At 38.8% G+C, this 18,388-nt stretch carries 21 protein-coding genes; all 21 read left to right on the top strand.

Annotated elements, in window-relative coordinates; translation table 11 throughout:
- The first annotated feature begins 139 nt into the window (after positions 1 to 139).
- On the top strand, positions 140 to 742 hold the full coding sequence (locus IEW44_RS01740) for a thymidine kinase (RefSeq protein WP_188613291.1): 603 nt from the start codon (positions 140 to 142) through the stop codon (positions 740 to 742).
- On the top strand, positions 735 to 1,811 hold the full coding sequence (gene prfA / locus IEW44_RS01745) for a peptide chain release factor 1 (RefSeq protein ID WP_188613292.1): 1,077 nt from the start codon (positions 735 to 737) through the stop codon (positions 1,809 to 1,811). The genes IEW44_RS01740 and prfA overlap by 8 nt, the downstream gene beginning before the upstream one ends.
- Positions 1,804 to 2,655: a peptide chain release factor N(5)-glutamine methyltransferase gene (prmC, locus tag IEW44_RS01750; RefSeq protein WP_308421620.1), complete on the top strand. Its 852-nt coding sequence runs from the start codon at positions 1,804 to 1,806 to the stop codon at positions 2,653 to 2,655. The genes prfA and prmC overlap by 8 nt, the downstream gene beginning before the upstream one ends.
- Before the next feature lie 67 nt (positions 2,656 to 2,722).
- Positions 2,723 to 3,739, top strand: coding sequence for an L-threonylcarbamoyladenylate synthase (locus tag IEW44_RS01755; RefSeq protein WP_188613294.1), 1,017 nt, complete (start codon positions 2,723 to 2,725; stop codon positions 3,737 to 3,739).
- 185 nt (positions 3,740 to 3,924) lie between these two features.
- Positions 3,925 to 4,359 carry a low molecular weight protein arginine phosphatase gene (locus IEW44_RS01760; RefSeq protein WP_188613295.1) on the top strand — a complete coding sequence of 145 codons (435 nt, stop codon included), beginning with the start codon at positions 3,925 to 3,927 and terminating at the stop codon, positions 4,357 to 4,359.
- Between the two features lie 5 nt (positions 4,360 to 4,364).
- Entirely contained in the window at positions 4,365 to 5,648 is a 1,284-nt protein-coding gene (locus IEW44_RS01765) for a methyl-accepting chemotaxis protein (RefSeq protein WP_188613296.1), read from the top strand.
- A gap of 278 nt (positions 5,649 to 5,926) precedes the next feature.
- Positions 5,927 to 6,376, top strand: a complete 450-nt coding sequence (gene rpiB / locus IEW44_RS01770) for a ribose 5-phosphate isomerase B (protein ID WP_188613297.1) — start codon at positions 5,927 to 5,929, stop codon at positions 6,374 to 6,376.
- A complete protein-coding gene (locus IEW44_RS01775) occupies positions 6,369 to 6,920 on the top strand; it encodes a TIGR01440 family protein (RefSeq protein ID WP_188613298.1) in 552 nt (183 codons plus the stop codon). Before rpiB ends, IEW44_RS01775 begins: the two co-directional genes overlap by 8 nt.
- 14 nt (positions 6,921 to 6,934) lie before the next feature.
- Positions 6,935 to 8,176, top strand: a complete 1,242-nt coding sequence (gene glyA, locus IEW44_RS01780) for a serine hydroxymethyltransferase (protein ID WP_188613299.1) — start codon at positions 6,935 to 6,937, stop codon at positions 8,174 to 8,176.
- Positions 8,177 to 8,484: 308 nt separating this feature from the next.
- Positions 8,485 to 9,114, top strand: a complete 630-nt coding sequence (gene upp, locus IEW44_RS01785) for a uracil phosphoribosyltransferase (protein ID WP_188613300.1) — start codon at positions 8,485 to 8,487, stop codon at positions 9,112 to 9,114.
- A gap of 99 nt (positions 9,115 to 9,213) precedes the next feature.
- Complete coding sequence (wecB, locus tag IEW44_RS01790) at positions 9,214 to 10,323, top strand: non-hydrolyzing UDP-N-acetylglucosamine 2-epimerase (RefSeq protein WP_188613301.1); 1,110 nt, start codon at positions 9,214 to 9,216, stop codon at positions 10,321 to 10,323.
- A 577-nt stretch (positions 10,324 to 10,900) separates the two neighbouring features.
- Positions 10,901 to 11,272, top strand: a complete 372-nt coding sequence (locus tag IEW44_RS01795) for an ATP synthase subunit I (protein ID WP_188613302.1) — start codon at positions 10,901 to 10,903, stop codon at positions 11,270 to 11,272.
- A gap of 33 nt (positions 11,273 to 11,305) precedes the next feature.
- Positions 11,306 to 12,016, top strand: coding sequence for a F0F1 ATP synthase subunit A (gene atpB, locus IEW44_RS01800; protein ID WP_188613303.1), 711 nt, complete (start codon positions 11,306 to 11,308; stop codon positions 12,014 to 12,016).
- Between the two features lie 61 nt (positions 12,017 to 12,077).
- Positions 12,078 to 12,290, top strand: coding sequence for a F0F1 ATP synthase subunit C (gene atpE, locus IEW44_RS01805; protein ID WP_010857993.1), 213 nt, complete (start codon positions 12,078 to 12,080; stop codon positions 12,288 to 12,290).
- 158 nt (positions 12,291 to 12,448) lie between these two features.
- On the top strand, positions 12,449 to 12,970 hold the full coding sequence (gene atpF, locus IEW44_RS01810; protein WP_188613304.1) for a F0F1 ATP synthase subunit B: 522 nt from the start codon (positions 12,449 to 12,451) through the stop codon (positions 12,968 to 12,970).
- Positions 12,967 to 13,503 (top strand): F0F1 ATP synthase subunit delta, encoded by a 537-nt coding sequence (locus IEW44_RS01815; RefSeq protein WP_188613305.1) that lies wholly within the window; start codon positions 12,967 to 12,969, stop codon positions 13,501 to 13,503. The genes atpF and IEW44_RS01815 overlap by 4 nt, the downstream gene beginning before the upstream one ends.
- A 27-nt stretch (positions 13,504 to 13,530) precedes the next feature.
- Positions 13,531 to 15,039 carry a F0F1 ATP synthase subunit alpha gene (atpA, locus tag IEW44_RS01820; RefSeq protein ID WP_188613306.1) on the top strand — a complete coding sequence of 503 codons (1,509 nt, stop codon included), beginning with the start codon at positions 13,531 to 13,533 and terminating at the stop codon, positions 15,037 to 15,039.
- Positions 15,040 to 15,218: 179 nt separating this feature from the next.
- The gene (gene atpG, locus IEW44_RS01825; RefSeq protein WP_188613307.1) at positions 15,219 to 16,076 is read left to right on the top strand and encodes an ATP synthase F1 subunit gamma; all 858 of its coding nucleotides are present in this window, start codon (positions 15,219 to 15,221) and stop codon (positions 16,074 to 16,076) included.
- Positions 16,077 to 16,153: 77 nt separating this feature from the next.
- A complete protein-coding gene (atpD, locus tag IEW44_RS01830; protein WP_188613308.1) occupies positions 16,154 to 17,569 on the top strand; it encodes a F0F1 ATP synthase subunit beta in 1,416 nt (471 codons plus the stop codon).
- 25 nt (positions 17,570 to 17,594) lie between these two features.
- Positions 17,595 to 17,999, top strand: coding sequence for a F0F1 ATP synthase subunit epsilon (locus tag IEW44_RS01835; RefSeq protein ID WP_188613309.1), 405 nt, complete (start codon positions 17,595 to 17,597; stop codon positions 17,997 to 17,999).
- A 90-nt stretch (positions 18,000 to 18,089) separates the two neighbouring features.
- Entirely contained in the window at positions 18,090 to 18,293 is a 204-nt protein-coding gene (locus IEW44_RS01840; RefSeq protein ID WP_308421622.1) for a DUF1146 family protein, read from the top strand.
- The last annotated feature ends 95 nt before the right edge of the window (positions 18,294 to 18,388 follow it).

Consider the following 18,388-nt stretch of genomic DNA (forward strand, 5'->3'; position numbering starts at 1 on the left):
CCTGCCAAGTATTCACTTGGCAGGTATTTTTTTGAGAGTATTTCCGATTTTTATCTAAAAAAATGAGAATAGATTGTTATAATAGATAGCGTATGGTCAATTCGCTTAAGCAGTTGATAAGCGTTTGGAGGGTGAAGATTTGGCACAGCTTTATTATAAATACGGCGCAATGAATAGCGGGAAATCTATTGAGATTTTAAAAGTAGCGCACAATTACCAAGAGCAAAATAAGCCCGTGTTGTTATTCACACCAGGCATTGATACAAGAGACGAAGAAGGATATATTTCAAGCCGTATTGGTTTACGTGAAAAGGCGATTGCTATTTATGAACAAACCAATATTTTTACTATTGTAAAAAATTATAGTAGCAAGCCCTACTGCATATTAATAGATGAAGTACAATTTTTGAGTAAAGAGCAAGTATTACAATTAACAAAGATTGTAGATGAGTTAGCAATTCCTGTGATGGGATTTGGCTTGAAAAATGATTTTCGCAATGAATTGTTTGAAGGCAGTCGCTATATGTTGATTTATGCTGATAAAATAGAAGAAATGAAAACGATTTGTTGGTTTTGTGAACGCAAAGCCACAATGAATTTACGTGTGGATGGCAATGGTCAACCTGTTTATACAGGTGAGCAAATTCAAATTGGGGGAAATGAAGCTTATTTTCCTGTTTGTCGCAAATGCCATACAAATCCACCGTTAGAAATTAAAGTTGAGGTGAAAAATAATGTTTGATCGACTCCAAGCAGTAGAAGATCGTTATGAACGTTTAAATGAGTTACTAAGTGACCCTGATATTGTAAGTGATAGTAAGAAACTACGCGAATACTCAAAAGAACAATCTGATATTCAAGAAACCGTAGAGGCGTATCGTGAATATAAAGATGTCAAACAACAATTAGCAGATACACGTGAAATGCTAGATGAAAAATTAGATGCTGATATGCGTGAGATGGTGAAAGAAGAATTTAACGACTTAAATCATCAAGTAACAGCATTAGAAGAACGATTACGAATGCTATTAATTCCTAAAGATCCTAATGATAATAAAAACGTTATTATGGAGATTCGTGGGGCAGCTGGTGGCGAAGAAGCCGCTTTATTTGCAGGTAACCTCTTCCGCATGTACTCGCGTTATGCGGAGGCACATGGTTGGAAAATTGATATAATGGATGCCAATGCAACAGGTATGGGTGGCTATAAAGAGATTGTTTTTATGATTAATGGACAAGGTGCTTATTCTAAATTTAAATATGAAAACGGCGCCCATCGTGTGCAACGTGTGCCAGAAACCGAATCATCAGGCCGTATTCATACCTCAACAGCTACAGTAGCCTGTTTACCAGAAGTAGAGGAAGTGGATGTCGAGATTCATGAAAAAGATATTCGTGTTGATACATTCGCCTCTTCAGGCGCTGGTGGGCAATCAGTAAATACTACGATGTCAGCTGTGCGTATGACCCATTTACCAACAGGTGTTGTAGTGTCAATGCAAGATGAACGTTCACAAATTAAAAACAGAGAAAAGGCTATGAAAATTTTACGTGCACGTGTAGCAGATATGTATATGCAAGAGGCGCAAAGCGAATATGACTCTGTTCGTAAATCAGCAGTAGGTACAGGAGACCGTTCAGAGCGTATTCGTACATATAACTACCCTCAAAACCGTGTTACAGACCACCGCATTGGTTTAACGATTCAAAAGCTTGACCAAATTATGGAGGGCAAGTTGGATGAGGTTATTGACGCACTAACTTTAGAAGAACAAGCATCAAAGCTTGAGAAGCTAAATGAGGATGCGTAAAGAAGCATATGAGGCCCTTGAATGGGCTTCTTCTTTTTTAAAGCAATATGGACGTGAAGAAAATGCGGCTCGTCTTATTATGCAACATGTAAAAAAGTGTAGTTATTCAGAGTTAGTAATGCATATGTATGAAGATTTAACCTATGTTGAGTGGATGGAGTTTCAAGCGTTAGTAAAAGAGCATGCGTCAGGTAGACCTGTACAATATTGTATTGGTTATGAGGAGTTTTATGGTAGAAAATTTACTGTGAATGAATCTGTGTTAATCCCTCGTACAGAAACGGAGGAACTTGTCTATTATGCCTTACAAAAAATTGAGCGTATGTTTGGTCAAGAGCCAGTAACACTTGTTGATATTGGTACAGGTAGTGGTGCTATCGCAGTAACAATGAAATTAGAGGCACCACAGTTACAAGTGACAGCTACCGATTTATCAGAACGTGCGCTAGAAGTCGCGATATACAATGCTAATAAATTACAAGCAGATATTAATTTTGGGTTAGGGGACTTAACAGAGCCAATCAACCATAAAAAGTGGGATATATTATTAGCGAACCCTCCTTATATTGCGTTTGACGAATTGCCATTGATGTCTGATTTAGTGTTGGAGCATGAGCCACATAATGCGCTTTTTGCAGCAGAAGATGGTTTGCAATTGTATCGCCGTCTAGCACAAGAGGCACAACAATGCATGAATGAGAAAGCGCTCATTGGTGTGGAGATTGGTTATAAACAAGGTCAGGCGGTAGCACAGTTATTTCAAGAGAGCTTTCCTGGCGCAACTATAACGATACAAAAAGACTTAAACGGAAAAGAACGCATGGTATTTTGTGAAATAGTATAGTTATACACAATTTTCAGAAACTTATGCACAGCTTGTGGATAACAAAAGCATAAAGGAGGGATTACACTTGCTGACAACAATAGTATCTGTGGATCATGATGGTGATAACCATTTGACTTATGCACAAGCTGTAAGTGCATTGCAGGCTGGTGAAGTAGTTGCATTCCCTACTGAAACGGTGTATGGATTAGGTGCAGTTGCTACCAATGAAACAGCTGTAGCAAAAATCTTTCAAGCGAAGGGACGTCCATCAGATAACCCTTTAATTGTACACATTGGCGAAGCAAAAGCAGTAGCGCAATATGCTGAGCATATCCCTTTAGTGGCACAACAATGTATGGAGGCTTTTTGGCCAGGAGCATTAACCTTAATTGTAAAAGCAAAACCAAATATATTTGCTACCAATGTGACAGCAGGATTAGCGACAGTTGGTATACGTATGCCCAATCACCCTGTCGCATTATCTCTATTACAAAAGACAGGGTTACCAATAGCGGCACCAAGTGCGAATCGCAGTGGTAAGCCAAGTCCAACAAAAGCTGAGCATGTGTATCACGATCTTAAAGGACAAATCCCTCTAATTATAGATGGTGGAGCAACAGGCATTGGTTTAGAGTCAACTGTACTAGATGTGACACAAACACCACCAATCATACTACGACCAGGTGGTGTGACAAAAGAGATGTTGCAGGCGGTTATTGGCGAAGTGCATGAAGCAACATTAACAGATGTAAAAGACGCACCACGTGCGCCTGGTATGAAGTATACACATTATTCACCAGAGGCGCCTGTATATGTAACAACGTTAGAAGACCACGCATTGCAAGAAATGATTATTATGCATCAAACGCAACACGAAAAGGTAGCGTTATTAGCGATGTCACCAACATCGTTACAAGCAAATTATGTGTATGATTTAGGAAATACCATCGAGGCTATGTCTATTAAGCTTTATGATGCGTTACGCGCTTGTGATCAAACAGATGCTACAATGATTATTGTAAGGGCTGTACCGTTACAAGGTGTGGGGAAAGCGATTATGAATCGACTGGAAAAAGCAGCTGGTGGGAATCGATTAATTTAATAATAAGCCGTTTAAAACACTAAGTACATTTTAAAAGATGGCTTAGTGTTTTTTTATAGCTATAGGTAAAAAATACGATGATTCATTTTGTGTTTAGTCCATAAGTTATAAGAAGTGACAATTGATAAAAATTTCATTACAATTAAGCAAAGCGCATAATTTTTGCTACTTAGGAGGCTATAAATATGAATATTTATTTTGTTTGCACAGGGAATACATGTCGCAGTCCAATGGCAGCGGCTATTTTATCTCATAAAAATGTATCACATATCGCGGTGAGATCATCAGGTATTTTTGCTACACCAGGAGCGGATATGAGTGAACATGCTAAACAAACGTTAGCCGAAAATAAGATGAATACAGCACATGCAGCTACTAATGTCACAATGGAAGATATGCAGTGGGCTGATCTTGTCTTAACTATGACAGAGGGGCATAAACAAGCTTTATTACAGATGTATCCTGAACAAGCAGATAAAATATTTCGCTTATATGAGTATGTAGAAGCTCCTATGCAAGATGTATACGACCCTTATGGTGGAGATTTAGCGACATATCAAGCCACATTTCAAGCGTTAGAGCAAGCAATACAATCAATCATCAATAAACTTGAGGAGTGAATGTTATGCAACATCGGAAAACAACATTTGGCATTGCTAAAAAATTAGTCTTATTTGTAGGTATATTAGCGATTGTGACATATTCAACAAGTTTCGTATTTATTGAATATATTCACCCTACGTTTTTTGCTAATTATAGTCGCATTTGGTTTGAGGTTTTAACATTTGGTTTAGGTATTATATGGTCGTGCATTTTAGCGGCTTTATTTAGTGGTGTTTTAGTAAAGCCATTACATAAGCTAGAGGAAGCTGTTACATATGCGGCAGAAGGTACTATTAGTCGGGAATTTGAAGTGCCACAATCTCAAGATGAAATACATGCTGTAGGTGAAGCCTTTAATGATATGTTGGTCAATATGCGCACGATTGTAGGTGGCATTGAGCAAAACTTTTCTGCTACGGCGACAACCGTCGAACATTTATCAACACAAGCAACCGTCTCAACGGAGAGTGCACAAGGTATTTCTCTAACGATTGACCATATTTCACAAGGGGCTGAGGCATCAGCTAATGCTGTGCAAAGTATGGCAGAGTCTATGGAAGAAGCTAGAGAGACAGCTATTCATGTGAACGAGCGAGTAGTGTCAGCTAATGAACAAGCAGAAAACCTCATCCTTCAATTACAGAGTGCGACAAAAGCCATTCAACAACTGACAGAGGGGATTCAAAACATGGCCACACGTAGTGATGAGTCTTTACAACGTGTCCAGCAGTTAGAGCATAATGCTAATGATGTAGGTAAAGTCATACAACTAGTGGGAACGATTGCAGAACAAACCAACTTATTAGCCTTAAATGCTTCGATTGAGGCCGCAAGAGCAGGCGATCATGGTAAAGGATTTGCAGTAGTCGCAGAAGAAGTACGCACATTGGCAGACCAAAGCGCAGTAGCGGTTAAAGATACGTCTCAATTAATTCAAGTCATGCAAGAACATGTTGAGAGCGTTGGGCGTGAGATTAGAGCCCAAGTGACCTTTGCTAATGATGAAGTAGGACGCGTTACAGAAACGACACGTGCAGTCGAAACAGTTGTCAGCGCGATTTACACTATCGCAGAAACAACGAAACAAGTATCAACTGACATGCAACAACAATTATTAAGCATTGAACAAACGACGAGACAATCACAAGATGTGGCAGCAATTGCTGAGGAGACTTCAGCCGGTGCACAAGAGGTGAGAGGTCGTGCAGAAGAACAATTATATGCTATGAATGCGATTGAACAGTCCACGCATGAATTGCAAGCACAAGCACAACAATTATATGAAATGATTAAGCGATTTAGCTAAAGTGAAAGTTGCCAAGTACAAAGGCAACTTTTTTATTTTACCTGCTAGACTATCTCTCTTGAATTTAGAAGGAGTAAAGCAAATAGCGTAAAATAATGGTTTTTAGACATTTATAAACGTTTAAAAAAGACTAAAAGGTGAACGATAAAAATAACTATAGACAAATCATTCGTATTTGGGTATGATTTGAATCATATCACAACAAATAAATTACGTGCTTTTCCTCTCTCAAAAATGGTAAACTGTTGATGACAATATATCGAAAAGAGGGAGCCAATTTGAAAGTAGCAATTTCTTCAGATCACGGTGGTAATAATTTAAGAAAAGAGATTATCACATTATTAGATGAACTAAATATTAGCTATGAGGATTTCGGTCCTAAAAATGACGATTCTGTAGATTATCCAGATTATGCAAAACCAGTAGCAGAAGGTGTAGCGAGCGGCAACTTTGATCGTGGCATTTTAATTTGTGGCACAGGTATTGGTATGTCTATTGCAGCCAATAAAGTAAAAGGGATTCGTTGCGCATTAGTCCATGATGTCTTTAGTGCAGAGGCAACGCGTCAACATAACGATTCTAATGTTTTAGCAATGGGTGAGCGAGTAGTTGGGGCTGGGTTAGCACGCATGGTTGCCAAAACATGGTTAGAGACAGCGTTTGAGGGTGGCCGTCACGAACGTCGTGTAAATAAGCTATGTAGTTTAGATTTATCAAGAGGTGAGTAAATTGCTGAAAACAGAAATTCAGCAATTGTTGCACGAAGTTGAGGAGCAAGTAGTTTTACAACCGCATACATTCTTTGTAGTAGGTTGCTCCACATCTGAAATTATTGGTCAGAAAATTGGAACAGCTGGCGTTGAAGAAATCGCTGCTGAACTTTTTGAACCGCTGCAACAATTTGCGAGAAAACATCAGTTGTATTTAGCTTTTCAAGGTTGTGAACATATTAATCGTGCCCTAACTATTGAACGGGAAGCGATGTCTATGACAAAACACTACTTAGAAGAAGTATCTGTAGTTCCTGTACGTACAGCAGGTGGTGCGATGTCAGCTTATGCCTATCGCCAATTTAAAAATCCTGTAGTAGTCGAGCATATTACAGCACATGCAGGCATTGATATTGGTCAAACATTAATTGGTATGCACATTAAACACGTCGCTGTTCCAGTACGCACAAACATTAAAAAAATTGGTGAAGCATATCTTACAGTAGCAACAACGCGTCCAAAACTTATCGGTGGCGAGCGCGCAACATATAGCATAAATTAGGAGGCTGTCATACAATGGCATACGAAAAATTAGCAGTACAAGACAAAGCAGTTTTAGATGGTATTTTAGCGGAGAAAAAACGTCAACAAGACAATATCGAGCTTATTGCTTCTGAAAACTTTGTATCTGAAGCTGTTATGGAAGCACAAGGCTCAGAACTAACAAATAAATATGCGGAAGGTTACCCTGGTAAACGTTACTACGGTGGCTGTGAGCATGTAGATGTAGTGGAAAATATTGCACGTGACCGCATAAAAGAAATCTTTGGTGCTGAATATGCAAACGTACAACCACACTCTGGTGCACAAGCAAATATGGCTGTATATAATGCTATTTTAAAACCTGGTGATACAGTATTAGGTATGAATTTATCACACGGTGGTCACTTAACACATGGCTCGCCAGTTAACTTCTCAGGTGAATTATATAATTTCGTAGAGTATGGTGTGACAGAAGATACAAATGTGATTGACTATGAAGATGTACGTCAAAAAGCACTTGAACATAAACCTAAATTAATCGTTGCAGGTGCATCTGCTTATCCACGTGAAATTGATTTTGCGAAGTTCCGCGAGATTGCAGATGAAGTTGAAGCTTACTTTATGGTAGATATGGCGCATATCGCAGGTTTAGTAGCTGCTGGCGAACACCCATCACCAGTACCATATGCGGACTTTGTTACATCAACAACACATAAAACATTACGTGGCCCACGCGGTGGTTTAATTTTAGCATCTGCACAATGGGAGAAAGCGTTAAATAAATCTGTTTTCCCTGGTATTCAAGGTGGCCCATTAATGCATGTCATTGCGGCTAAAGCTGTAGCATTTGGTGAAGTACTACAACCTGAGTTTAAAACATATGCTAAACAACTAAAAGCAAATGCTAAAGCGCTAGGTGAAACATTACAAGCTGAAGGTGTTGACATCGTTTCAGGTGGTACAGATAATCACTTATTATTGCTAAATGTTAAATCATTAGGCTTAACTGGTAAAGTAGCAGAGCACGCTCTAGATGAGGTAGGCATTACAACAAACAAAAACACAATCCCATATGATACAGAATCACCATTCGTAACATCGGGCGTTCGTGTTGGTACACCAGCTGTTACAACTCGTGGCTTTAAAGAGGAAGACATGAAAGAAGTGGGTGCTATTATTGCATTAGTATTGAAAAATCCAGAAGATGAAGCAACAAAAGAAGAAGCTAAAAAACGTGTTGCAGCATTAACAGCAAAACATCCATTGTATGCATAATCCAATGCACATATAAGTTTAGATCATAACGTATTCTAACGAGTGGTAAAGGGGCGATTGATAACCCTTTGCCACTTTTTTAGTGTTATGATTCATTGGAGTTAAAGGGTTATGTTGCATAAAAAAGGATATAATGAAGAGCGGTATCGCCATTTTATTTTGCTATGGTGTGCGCCTATTTTTCACAAAGAAAACCAAAAAGGGATAAGAGTTTTAATAAAACTTGAAACAACGTTTAAAAACAGCTGTACTTTCTGTTATACTTATTGGGATAAAAAAGTCATTCAAATAGTTAGGAGAGACTCATAATGAGCAAAGTATACGTATTTGACCATCCATTAATTCAACATAAACTAACATACATTCGTGATATTAACACAGGTACAAAAGAATTTCGCGAGCTAGTTGATGAAGTAGCGACACTAATGGCCTTTGAAATCACACGTGATTTACCATTAGAAGACAAAACAATTGAAACACCTGTGACAAAAATGACATCAAAAATCTTATCTGGTAAAAAGATTGGTATTGTACCTATATTACGTGCAGGGATTGGCATGGTAGAAGGTGTATTGAAGTTAATTCCAGCTGCTAAAGTAGGTCATATTGGATTGTATCGTGACCCAGAAACACTTGAACCAGTAGAATATTATGCTAAACTACCAGCAGATGTAGCAGAGCGTGAATTTATCGTTGTTGACCCTATGTTAGCAACAGGTGGCTCAGCTATTGAAGCGATCAATTCTTTGAAAAAGCGCGGGGCTGTTAACATTAAATTTATGTGTTTAATTGCAGCGCCAGAAGGTGTACAAGCATTGCAAGATGCACATAATGATGTAGACGTATACATTGCGGCATTAGATGATAAATTAGATGAACACGGTTATATCGTACCTGGCTTAGGTGATGCTGGTGACCGTTTATTCGGCACTAAATAAAACAAATAAAGGAGTGAGATTTATAGTAGGCATTGGCTCAACTATACTTTTCACTCTTTTTCAGTATGGATTTTACTTAATAAAAAAGGTGGTAATGATATGTTTAAAGTAATGACAATTTTTGGTACAAGGCCAGAAGCGATTAAAATGGCTCCTCTTGTTTTAGAATTAGAAAAACATCCAGATAAAATTGAATCAATTGTGACAGTGACTGCACAGCACCGAGAAATGTTAGACCAAGTGTTGGCAACGTTTAATATTACACCTAATTATGATTTAAATATTATGAAAGACCGCCAAACATTAGTTGATGTGGCAACTTCAGCACTGCAAGGTTTAGATAAAGTAATGAAGGAAGCACAACCAGATATCGTATTAGTACACGGTGATACAGCAACTACATTTGTTGGTAGCTTGGCTGCATTTTATAACAAAATTGCGATTGGACATGTGGAAGCAGGACTGCGTACATGGAATAAATATTCACCATACCCTGAAGAAATGAATCGTCAATTAACAGGTGTTATGGCAGATTTACACTTTGCTCCAACAGAGATGTCTCGTCAAAATCTCTTAAATGAAAATAAAAATGATGCGACAATTTATGTGACAGGTAATACAGCCATCGACGCTTTACAAACGACAGTAAATGATGATTACTCACACTCTGTGCTCGATAAAATTGGCGAGGATCGTATGATTTTATTAACAGCGCATCGACGCGAAAATTTAGGCGAGCCTATGCGTAATATGTTTAAAGCTATCAAACGTTTATTACAAGAGCATGATGATATTCAAGTTGTATATCCTATGCATATGAATCCTGTAGTGCGTGAAACAGCAAATGATATTTTAGGTAGTGATGAACGTATTCATCTGATTGAACCGTTAGATATGTATGACTTCCATAACTTCCAAGCAAAATCATATATGATTTTAACTGATTCAGGCGGTATTCAAGAAGAGGCACCTTCATTAGGTAAGCCTGTACTCGTATTACGTGATACAACTGAGCGACCAGAAGGTATTGAAGCAGGCACACTGAAATTAGCAGGCACAGAGGAAGAAACCATTTATCAACTTGCCAAACAATTGTTAGTGGATGAAACGATTTACACAAGTATGGCACATGCGGCTAACCCTTACGGAGATGGCAAGGCTTCTCAGCGTATTGTACAAGCTTTACTCACACACTTAGAAGGAAAATAAACCGGTAATGGTTAAGTGAAAATGAGCAAAAGCGAATGAATTATCGTTAAGCGAAGGTTTTCATTCGTCATCAACAGGAATGTGTCATTATTGACAGACTCCTGTTGAAAATACTTTGTATGTAAGGGCTTTTTATATGTTATTATATACTTTGTGAAGCAACACACAAATTTGTCAACAATTTGACAAGAATGTGTAGGGTGTGAAGTTTTTTCTCATTACTAATTGACTTCAAAAAACACCTATTGTATGCTTACAAAGGGTATTATTGATGAGGTTTTTTTGTATTTTTAAGCACAGAAAAATCTAATCTTATCAAGTTTCTAACTAGTTGAAACAGTTGAAACATTTATGAAACAGCTCGCTTATAGCGTCTGGATTTTTATGTCCAACCGTAGGCGGAAGTTTAGCTAGTAAAACGTATCCCAGCATTTCACAAAAGATTCTGCATAATAGGGTACATCCACTACTTTACTTCCACACCGCTGGAGTAGATTACTACTCATTTCTGATTTCACTAAGTGGTTATCAAGCTTACCCAATTCAACGAAAATTTGATTCAGGAGACGACAGACCAATGCTAGATTTGCATCACATTTTTGCTATGCAGAAAAAAGCGTTATTTTTTTTGCTCGCGATTTGCGCACTTGGTTGGGCGGTAACATCATATGAGACCGTGTTTGCCGGCATCGCACTTGGCGCTTTTTTTGGTACGTATAACTTTTGGATTTTAGTTCGACGAATGGAAAAGTTTGACCGTTCCATAAGTGAAGGGACAAAAACAACATCGCTCGGCACATTGCTTCGCTTTGCGTCAGGTGTTGCAGCAGTTGCGTTAGCCATTACAATGCCTGAGTATATTGACCTTGTCAGCACAGTCATAGGGCTAATGCTACCATACGTTTTTCTCTTTATTGAGAGATTGATCTCTCATATGAAGGGCAACTAACTTTGTGTATTAGAAAGAGAGGTGAATTATAAAATGGATCACATAAATCCAGAGTGGCACGTTGGGCCGTTAACTTTCAACCCATCAACAATTATGATGTTACTCGTAGCAGCAACAATCGTATTTTTAATTGCGTTTATCTCAACACGTAATCTACAAATGAAACCTACAGGCATGCAAAACTTCATGGAGTGGGTTATGGATTTCGTGAAAGGGATTATTAAAAGTAACATGGACTGGAAAACAGGTGGTCGCTTCCACGTACTAGGCTTAACATTAATCATGTTTATCATTGTATCGAACTTATTAGGTTTACCGTTCGCTATTGTGTATGATGATGTGCTATGGTGGAAATCGCCAACAGCCGATCCAACAGTTACAATGTCTCTAGCTGTTATGATTTTATTACTATCACATTACTATGGTGTGAAAATGCGCGGTTCAGGAAATTACTTCAAAGGTTTCCTACAACCAATGTCATTTATGCTACCACTTAAGATTGTAGAAGAGTTTGCGAATACGTTAACACTTGGTCTACGTCTTTATGGTAACATTTACGCTGGTGAGATTTTAATCGGTTTGATTGCTGGTTTAGCAGCATCAAGCATTCCTGGTTTCCTAGGTGCAATCATTCCAATGATGGCATGGCAAGGATTCTCGATCTTCATCGGTTTCATTCAAGGTTTCATCTTTACAATGTTAACGATGGTTTATATTGCTCATAAAGTGAGTGAGGACCATTAATATAAAGCGGGAAACCGCTTAAATAAAATAAAACAAACAATTCCAAGGAGGAAATTTAACAATGGGTTTATTAGCAGCAGCAATCGCAATCGGTTTAGGTGCACTTGGTGCAGGTATCGGTAACGGTCTTATCGTTTCAAAAACAGTAGAAGGTATCGCTCGCCAACCAGAGGCTCGTGGTGTTCTACAAACTACAATGTTCATCGGGGTTGCATTAGTTGAGGCATTACCGATCATCGCAGTAGTAGTAGCTTTCATCGTAATGAACAAATAATTGATATGTTTGGCGGAGAAGATTCAGCAGAAGACGCTTCGCCTTTCCTTTTAATGATTAAATGATTGTAATTAAACAATTTATTATATGGTAATACCTGATTTAACTATTATTGAAACATTTATTATTTTATAGCTCTTGAAGGGAGTGAAACAATCGTGTTATTAGATTTCCTAGTATTAGGTGCAGGCTCAACTAAGATGAACCTTGGTGACGCACTAGCAACAGTTGTTATCTTCTTAATTCTTATGTTACTACTTAAGAAAGTAGCATGGGGTCCGTTAATGGGTATGATGCAAAAACGTGAAGAATTCGTAGCGGAAGAAATCAATGCAGCTGAAAAAGCACGCAAAGAGACACACCAACTATTAGAAGAACAAAAACAGCTTCTTAAAGAAGCTCGTACAGAGGCACAAACGATTGTTGAAGGCGCGAAGAAGCAAGGCGAAATGCAAAAAGAAGAAATTCTTACAGCAGCTCGCACTGAAGCTAACCGTTTGAAAGAATCTGCTGTCCGAGAAATCGAAACAGAGAAAGAAAAAGCAATCGCAGCTGTACGTCAAGAAGTCGTTTCATTATCTGTATTAGCAGCATCTAAAGTTCTTGGCAAAGAAATTTCTGAGGATGACAACCGCGCGCTAATCGAAGAAACGATTGCGAAGGCAGGCGAAGCTAAATGAGTCAGTCTATCGTAGCGAAGCGCTACGCTCAAGCACTATTTGAGCTGGCAAATCAGCAAGGTAAACTAGCAGAAGTTGGCGCAGATTTAAATGAACTAGCTAAAGTTACACAAGAATCTCCAGAGTTTCTTGCTGTATTAGCAGCTCCTAAAATTTCAGTCGACAAAAAGAAAGAAATGGTTCAATCATTATTTGCTAATGCAGAGCCAGTGTTACTTAATACACTTCAAATCTTAGTAGATAAAAAGCGTATTAATGAAATTGCAGCTATTACATCAGCGTTTAAAGATCTTGCAGCAGATGCACAAGGTTCAGCTAATGCAGTAGTATCTTCAACACGTGCATTAACAGCAGACGAAGTAGCTAATATTTCTAAAGCGTTTGCACAACTTGTAGGTAAACAAACATTAACAATTACAAACGAAGTGAATCCATCATTATTAGGTGGCATCCGCGTTCAAATCGGTAATCATATTTATGACAGCACAGTTATTAGTAAACTAGCTCGTCTTGAGAATGAGTTAATCGGATAATATTAAGAAATGTGAGAGGTGACAAGCATGAGCATCAAAGCTGAAGAAATCAGCGTGCTGATTAAGCAGCAGATTGAAGGTTATCAATCTGAATTAGAAGTAAGCGAAGTAGGTACAGTTATCCGTGTTGGTGATGGTATCGCACTTGCTCATGGCCTGGACAACGCTATGGCTGGAGAACTTTTAGAGTTCTCAAATGGTGTTATGGGTATGGCACAAAACTTAGAAGAAGGTAACGTAGGTATCGTTATTCTAGGACCATACACAGAGATCAAAGAAGGCGACAGCGTAAAACGTACTGGCCGTATCATGGAAGTACCAGTTGGTGAAGAGCTAATTGGCCGCGTAGTAAACCCACTTGGTCAACCAGTGGATGGACAAGGTCCTATTAATACAACAAAAACACGTCCTATCGAGAGCCCAGCTTTCGGTGTTATGGCGCGTAAATCCGTTTATGAACCATTACAAACAGGTATCAAAGCGATTGACGCACTTGTACCAATCGGTCGTGGTCAACGTGAGTTAATCATCGGTGACCGTCAAGTTGGTAAAACGTCTGTAGCGATTGATACAATTCTTAACCAAGGTGACCAAGATATGATTTGTATCTACGTTGCAATTGGTCAAAAAGAATCTACAGTACGTGGTGTTGTTGAAACATTACGTAAACACGGTGCATTAGACTATACAATCGTAGTAACAGCATCAGCATCACAACCAGCACCATTATTATACCTAGCTCCTTATGCAGGTGTATCTATGGCTGAAGAGTTCATGTTACAAGGTAAACACGTATTAATCGTTTATGATGACTTATCTAAACAAGCAGCTGCTTACCGTGAACTTTCATTATTATTACGTCGTCCTCCAGGTCGTGAAGCTTACCCAGGTGACGTATTCTACTTACACTCACGTTTATTAGAGCGTGCAGCAAAATTAAACGAAACGTATAACGAAGGTTCTATCACAGCATTACCATTCGTTGAAACACAAGCAGGCGATATTTCTGCATACATTCCAACGAACGTAATCTCAATTACTGATGGTCAAATCTTCTTACAATCTGACTTATTCCACTCAGGTGTACGTCCAGCGATTAACGCAGGTCTTTCTGTATCACGTGTTGGTGGTTCTGCTCAAATCAAAGCAATGAAAAAAGTTGCGGGTACGCTACGTCTAGACTTAGCTGCATTCCGTGAGCTTGAGTCATTCGCACAATTTGGTTCTGATTTAGATAAAGCAACACTTGCTAAACTTGAGCGTGGTAAACGTACAGTTGAAGTGTTAAAACAAGACTTAAACAAACCGCTAAAAGTTGAGAAGCAAGTAACAATTCTTTATGCGTTAACTCGTGGTCATTTAGATGATATTCCAGTTCAAGATATCGTTCGCTTTGAAGCGGAATTCTTAAGCTGGTTAGATTCAAACCACACTAACGTTTTAGATCATATCCGTACAACAAAAGAACTTGCATCAGATGCTGATATGGAAGCAGCAATTACTGCCTTCAAAAAAACTTTCGCTAAATCTGAATAATATTTAGACGTTTTATTCAATATTTCACTTGGACACTATTGATTGATTACACGCATATGAAAGATAATCAGGGATGGTAGAAGAGTGAAATATTTGAAATGAAATAGGCGTTAACAGTTACTGAGCATATCATGTGCAACGGGTAAAATGACTAAAAACAATAAGGTGGTGAAATACCAGTGGCAAACTTACGTGACATTGAAATGCGTATTGTATCGACTAAGAAAACGAGTCAAATTACGAAAGCGATGCAGATGGTTTCGGCTTCGAAATTAAATCGTGCAGAGCAAAATGCTAAGAAATTCGTTCCTTACATGGAGAAAGTACAAGATGTTGTAGGTGCGATTGCATCAGGCACTAAAGATAGCGGGCATCCTATGCTAATGAGCCGTCCTGTTAAAAAGACAGCTTACTTAGTAATCGGTTCTGACCGTGGTTTAGCAGGTGCATACAACTCAAGTATTTTACGTCGTCTACAAGCGATTATTGACGAGCGTCATAAATCAAAAGACGAGTACGTGATTTTAGCAGTAGGTCGTGTGGTTCGTGATTACTTTGCAAAACGTGGTCATAACGTAATCGGTGAGATTGTTGGTTTATCTGACCAACCAACTTTTGCTGATATTAAAGAAATCGCTCGTAAGGCTGTTGGTATGTTCACAGATGGTACATATGATGAACTTTATATGTACTACAATCACTTCGTAAGTGCTATTTCACAAGAAGTTACGGAGAAAAAGCTATTACCATTAACAGACATTGTGCCTTCTAGCTCTACAGCAGCTTATGAATTTGAGCCATCAGGTGAAGCAATTCTTGAAGTACTGTTACCACAGTACGCTGAAAGCTTAATTTATGGTGCAATCTTAGATGGTAAAGCAAGTGAACATGCTTCACGTATGACAGCAATGAAAAACGCAACAGACAACGCAAGCGAGTTGATTGATAATCTATCGCTTTCATATAACCGTGCGCGTCAAGCGGCGATTACACAAGAAATTACAGAAATCGTTGGTGGAGCAGCTGCTTTAGAATAGGCACTGCTTCCTAACATCGTATAAGGACATAAAATAATTCCATTTTACTGTTCAATCGATAAGGAGGGTACACAGTAATGAATAAAGGACGCGTTCTACAAGTAATGGGTGCGGTAGTTGACGTTAAGTTCGACAACGGTAAATTACCAGAGATCTTTAACGCTTTAACTGTAAAGATTGAACGCCCAAATGAAGAACCACAACTTCTTTCTTTAGAAGTAGCACTTCATTTAGGTGATGATGCTGTTCGTACGATTGCTATGTCATCTACAGATGGCTTACAACGTGGCGCAGAGGTTACAGACTTAGGGAAAGCTATTTCTGTACCAGTAGGTGAGGCTACACTAGGTCGTGTATTTAACGTACTAGGTGATATCATTGACTTAGGTGAAGAAATTCCAGCTGACGTTCGTCGTGATTCAATTCACCGTGAAGCGCCAAGCTTTGAAAACTTATCTACACAAGTTGAAATTTTAGAAACAGGGATCAAAGTTGTAGACTTATTAGCACCATATATTAAAGGTGGTAAAATCGGTCTATTCGGTGGTGCCGGTGTAGGTAAAACAGTATTAATCCAAGAATTAATTAACAACATCGCACAAGAGCACGGCGGTATCTCGGTATTCGCTGGTGTAGGTGAGCGTACTCGTGAGGGTAATGACTTATTCTACGAAATGAGTGACTCTGGTGTAATTAAGAAAACAGCCATGGTATTCGGTCAAATGAACGAGCCACCTGGTGCACGTATGCGTGTTGCTTTAACAGGTTTAACAATGGCTGAATATTTCCGTGATGAGCAAGGTGCAGACGTACTTTTATTCATCGATAACATTTTCCGTTTCACACAAGCAGGTTCTGAGGTTTCTGCCTTATTAGGTCGTATGCCTTCAGCAGTAGGTTACCAACCAACACTTGCTACTGATATGGGTAAATTACAAGAGCGTATCACGTCAACAGACAAAGGTTCTGTAACATCGATTCAAGCAATCTATGTACCAGCCGATGACTATACTGACCCAGCGCCAGCAACAACTTTCGCTCACTTAGATGCAACAACTAACTTAGAGCGTAAATTATCTGAGATGGGTATTTACCCAGCAGTTGACCCACTAGCTTCAACTTCACGTGCATTATCTCCAGAAATCGTTGGTGAAGAGCACTATGAAGTAGCACGTGGCGTACAACAAACACTACAACGTTACCGTGAATTACAAGATATCATTGCAATCTTAGGTATGGATGAGTTAAGTGATGAAGATAAGCAAACTGTTGAACGTGCTCGTCGTATTCAGTTCTTCTTATCACAAAACTTCCACGTTGCAGAGCAATTCACTGGTCAACAAGGTTCATACGTACCTGTTAAAGAAACAGTACGTTCTTTCAAAGAAATTCTTGAAGGTAAATATGACCACTTGCCAGAAGATGCTTTCCGTTTAGTAGGTTCTATCGAAGAGGTAGTTGAAAAAGCGAAAAGCATGGGCGTAGAGGTATAATACCAGGGACGGAGGAGGAAAACATATGAAGACAGTTACAGTCAATATTGTCACTCCCGACGGCCCCGTATACGATTCAGAAGTATCAATGGTAATCGCGAAAACAACATCAGGTGAGATTGGTGTCCTTCCAGGGCATATCCCAACAGTGGCACCACTTGCTATTGGAGCTGTAAAGCTTAAAGGGCAAAACAGTGAAGAGTTTGTTGCGATTAGCGGAGGCTTCATCGAGATTCGACCAGATAAAATTTCGATATTAGCTCCTTCAGCAGAAGTGGCAAACGAAATTGATTTAGCACGCGCTAAAGAAGCTTTAGCACGCGCTGAACAACGCCTGGCAAAGAAACAAGATAGTATTGATTTTCAACGTGCGGAACTTTCATTGAAACGCGCAATGAATCGTATCAACGTTCATGAGGGTAACATTTAATATGTTAAGCGAGCAGAATATTTCTGCTCGCTTTTTTTAAGGGGATGACATCCGATCAATATTTATCAAACGATTGGTCAAGAAGCTGTTATTGAATTAGTCGCACATGTTGTTTTTATCGCCATTGCTTTTTACGCATTGCAAGCGCTAAAGTTAGAAGAAATGGTTAAAAAGGGGCGCATATTTCAAGCACGAATATTATTTATATTACTTACGATTGCATTAGGGTCGATTGTGGCACAATTTTTCCTTTCTTTAACACGATGGTCACAACAGTTACCTTATTTAATCTAAAAGAGCGACTTTTATCTTAGGGAGAGTTGCTCTTTTTATATAATAGCCGCTGTTATTATAAGGTCTAAAATACTGTTATAAACATATAATAATTT

Origin of the sequence: Lysinibacillus alkalisoli (assembly GCF_014643595.1) — a bacterium.
Taxonomy (GTDB): domain Bacteria; phylum Bacillota; class Bacilli; order Bacillales_A; family Planococcaceae; genus Metalysinibacillus; species Metalysinibacillus alkalisoli.